We start from the raw sequence: 4,009 nt of genomic DNA, 5'->3' as shown, positions 1-4,009 counted from the left end.
TTGCTTGCCAAACTTTTTATTAATTCCTCTAATTTCTAATTTATCACTCATTTTGATTCCTCCTTTTCTTTTGATTTTATACTTTAAATTTAGACTTTTATAATACACAATTTTTACATCTTTAATATTTTTCTAATTAAATTATTCTATTTTTTCATTTATTATTTCTACAAGCTCTTTTTTATTTATTCCCAATTTTTTCGCTTCTTCTAAAAATAGCACTACTGATTCATTTATAAATTTTTCTTTTCTAACTTTTGATATTATTTCTTTTGCACCCTCTGATACAAACATTCCTCTTCCTCTTTTCTTATATAGTATATCTTGATCAACTAATATATTCATTCCTTTTAGTACTGTAGCTGGATTTATTTCATAAGTTTTTGATATTTCTGTTGTAGAAGGAACTTGTTCATTTTCTTTTATTCCCTCTGAAAGAATCTCATCTTCTATAGCTTTAGCAATTTGAATAAATATAGGTTCTTCACTATTTAATATAAAAGCCATAATATCCTCCTTTCCCAACTAATTTTTTCTATTTTTAATTTGTTTCATATTTAATTTTATCTAGTTGGTTAGTTAGTTGAGTAACTAACTATTTATCTATAATATATTATACCCATAATAGTTTGTCAATATTTTTATAGTAGTTTATAGAAATTTTTTAAATTTTTATTTATTCTATTCAAAATTTAATCTTATTTTTTAATTTTTCTATTCAAATTTTAATATTATTTTTTATTTTATTGTATTTACTCTATTACAATATTGTACTAATATTAAATTATGAATTAGTGTTTTATCATCTAAGCTCATTATTAAAATATTTGGAGGCGATTTTTTTGAAAAATTTAATCTCAGCAGCTGATTTGATTAAGAAATTAGAAAATAATGAAGATATTGTTCTTTTAGATTGTCGATTCAACCTACTTGATAGAGGTTACGGAGCTATGGCATATCTAAGAGCACATATAGAAGGGGCGTATTTAATAGATGTCGATAAAGATTTATCTGCACCACTTTCAAAACATGGTGGATTCAATCCTCTTGCAGACCCACATGAACTTGCTGCTAAATTAGAAAAAATGGGAATTGATAATAGTACTCATGTCGTAACATACGATGAAGGTGATTTAAATGGTGCTTCAAAATTAATGTATCAACTTATGTATATTGGAATCAAAAATGTAGATGTTTTAGATGGAGGACTTCCTGCATTTGTAAAAGCTGGTGGAAAATTAGTATCTAAAGTTCCAGAAGCTAATTGTACTAATAAAAAAATATCTATTGATTTAAATAAAGATATGATAGTTGATATAGATTACATAAAATCTAAACTTTATGACCCTGATACAATAATTATAGATTCTCGTTCAAACGAAAGATATCAAGGTTTAGTAGAACCTGCTTATCATAAAGCAGGACATATACCAAGTTCTAAATGCTATTTCTTTAAAGATATTTTAAATGATAATTTTGAAAATGGATCTTTTAAAGATATGGACTTTTTAAGAGAACACTTTAAAGAATTAATAAATTCTAATAAAGAAGTAATATTTACTTGAGGTTCTGGTATTGCTGCTTGTGTAAACAGCTTAGCCCTTAGACAGTTTGATATACCACATAAACTTTATCCAGGTGGTTTTTCTGATTGGATTAGTTATGATGAAAATGAAGTTAAAACAGGAATAGAATAATTTTTATTTGTGTATAAATATCTAATATTTTATAAATTTTTATATATTTATGTATAAATTTATTAATTATTTTGTATAAATTTATTCGTTATTTTGTATAAAGATATAAAAATCGTCTTCTATAAGTTAAAAATAGAAGACGATTTTTTAATTATCTTAATTTTATTTTAAATTTATTTAAAGTTTATAGTGAAATCCATTCCTCCAACCTGAACAGTTTCTTTTCCGTTAAGTAGAGTATGATTTGATTTTTTAGACACTAATACTATCCCATTATCTTTGGCAAGTGTTGAAGCAGTAAGTGCATCTACTAATGTATCTCCTTTTGCAAAGTATACTTTTTTAGATTCATAATAGAATTCGTCCATTATTTTTTTGTTTGTAGCATATCTATCTACACCAGCAATTCTATCTGCTGAATATTTATCTGCTAATTCATTTGATACAACTGCTCTTCCTCCTATAGCAAAATATTGAACTCCATCTTTATTTTCATGTATAGAAGTTTTTCCATTTGTTAATAATATTGGTGCACCATATTTTGCAGCCGCTGCTGATACAGACATTGCATCTGCTTCTCCTTTTACTCCATTTACTATAAATGCTTTTTCATATCCTCCTAACATAGCTGCTATTTTTTTAGATGTATCATATCTATCTTTTCCAGCTATTCTAGTAATATTTTTGTTTTCTAATTGATTTTCTACTTTTTTAGAAATTGTGTTTTCTCCACCAATTATATATACATTTTTAGCTCTATTTATTCTATCCATTGTAGATTTTGGAATATTATCTTTTTTAACTAATAATATTGGTGCATTTTTCTTTCCTGATAATGAAGCAGCTGATAATCCATCTGCCATAGATTTATCAGAATTTACTAATATTACTGTGTCATATGAACCCATTTGATCTGCTATTTTTGCAGCAGTTTCATATCTATCTCCACCAGCTATTTTTGAATGATTTGTATCTGGTTTTACACTTGGAGTTGATGGTGTTATTGGTTTGTTACCATTTGAATCTAAATCTGGAGTATATTCTCCATCTAAATATATTATAACTTCAAGTTTTACTTCATTATCTTTCCCACCACAATTGTATATATATTTTATTTCAAAAGGCTCACTTTCAATCCATTTCAACTTTGTTCCATCTATTATTATTCCTTCTGTCTTTAAATCTACTTTATTATTTTTTATATCTTCTGCAGTTATACCAAATTCTTTATTTAAGTCAATATATTCATCTAATTTATTATTTTCTAAATTAACCTCCTGTAGATTACTGTATTCAGTTTGATAATTATTCACTTCAAATTTTCCTATTTCATTTCCATATATTCCTATATCTTTTAAACCTTGTTTCAAATTATCTACTTTAGATAAATCTAAATTTCTCAATTTATTGTTATTTAAGCTTATTCGTTCCAATTTTTTATTTTCTGATAAATCTATTTCTTTTAATTCATTATCGTCTAATTTTAAATTATTTAAATTTACTTTCCCTTTCAAATCTATTTCTTTTAATTTATTTTCTGATAAATCTATTTCTTCTAAGTTATTATTATTATTTAAATTTATTTCAATAATATTGTTTTTTCTTAAATTTAATGTTGATAGTTTTGTATTTTTTGATAAATCTATACTTGATATATTATTATTATTACATTCTAGAGTTATTAATTCTAAATTTTTACTTAAATCTAATTCTGATATATTGTTTGCTGAACAACTTAATCTTTCTAATTCTTTAAATTTTGAAATATCAAGATTTTCTATCTTATTATCCGTACAATCTAAATCTTTAAGATTTATATTTCCATCTAACTTTAACTCTTTTATATTACAACTTTCACACCTAAATTCTTCTAATTTAGTATTTTTTGATAAATCTATTTTTTCTATATTATGTTTATTACAATATAAACTTTCTAAATTTACAAAATTTGATATTCCTGTTAAATTTCTTATTATTCCACCTTCTTCTCGTTTTGATAAATTTAAAATTTTTGTATTTTCTAGAATATTCAAAGTTATAGTATCACCTTCTTGTATACTAAGTTCTTCTGATAAAATTTTTCTAAACTCTGCATCAGGGAAATTTTCTTCATTAAGTACAACCCCATCTGTTACATCTTTTTCAGTTCCTCTAGTATTTTCTACTACTTTTGATGAAACATTACTATTTACTACTGCTGCCTCTACAGGTATAGCAACAGAACTTACTGTTATAGCTGCAACCATCATCATTGCTGCTATTCTGTTTCTATTTTTATTCATAACAAATCCTCCTAAATATAAATTTATCTA

At 24.6% G+C, this 4,009-nt stretch carries 3 protein-coding genes; 1 reads left to right on the top strand and 2 read right to left on the bottom strand.

What is annotated here, in order from left to right; translation table 11 throughout:
- Positions 1–141: 141 nt before the first annotated feature.
- Positions 142–507 (bottom strand): GntR family transcriptional regulator, encoded by a 366-nt coding sequence (locus Q1J78_RS05105; RefSeq protein WP_300277779.1) that lies wholly within the window; start codon positions 505–507, stop codon positions 142–144.
- A gap of 335 nt (positions 508–842) precedes the next feature.
- Here Q1J78_RS05105 and Q1J78_RS05100 point away from each other — a divergent pair, with 335 nt between their 5' ends.
- Entirely contained in the window at positions 843–1,565 is a 723-nt protein-coding gene (locus Q1J78_RS05100; RefSeq protein WP_300277776.1) for a sulfurtransferase, read from the top strand.
- A 305-nt stretch (positions 1,566–1,870) separates the two neighbouring features.
- Here Q1J78_RS05100 and Q1J78_RS05095 read toward each other — a convergent pair whose 3' ends face one another.
- Positions 1,871–3,979 carry a cell wall-binding repeat-containing protein gene (locus Q1J78_RS05095; protein WP_300277773.1) on the bottom strand — a complete coding sequence of 703 codons (2,109 nt, stop codon included), beginning with the start codon at positions 3,977–3,979 and terminating at the stop codon, positions 1,871–1,873.
- Positions 3,980–4,009: the final 30 nt, after the last annotated feature.

The sequence above is a fragment of the Peptacetobacter sp. genome, from assembly GCF_029264495.1.
Taxonomy (GTDB): domain Bacteria; phylum Bacillota; class Clostridia; order Peptostreptococcales; family Peptostreptococcaceae; genus Peptacetobacter.
The sequence above is the reverse complement of the archived record's forward strand: the minus strand, read 5'-3'. Positions and strand labels throughout refer to the sequence as shown.

Bases quoted from the DNA above. Each gene is read 5' to 3' on its own strand.
- Q1J78_RS05105 (WP_300277779.1), bottom strand. From the start codon at position 507: ATGGCTTTTATATTAAATAGTGAAGAACCTATATTTATTCAAATTGCT.
- Q1J78_RS05095 (WP_300277773.1), bottom strand. From the start codon at position 3,979: ATGAATAAAAATAGAAACAGAATAGCAGCAATGATGATGGTTGCAGCT.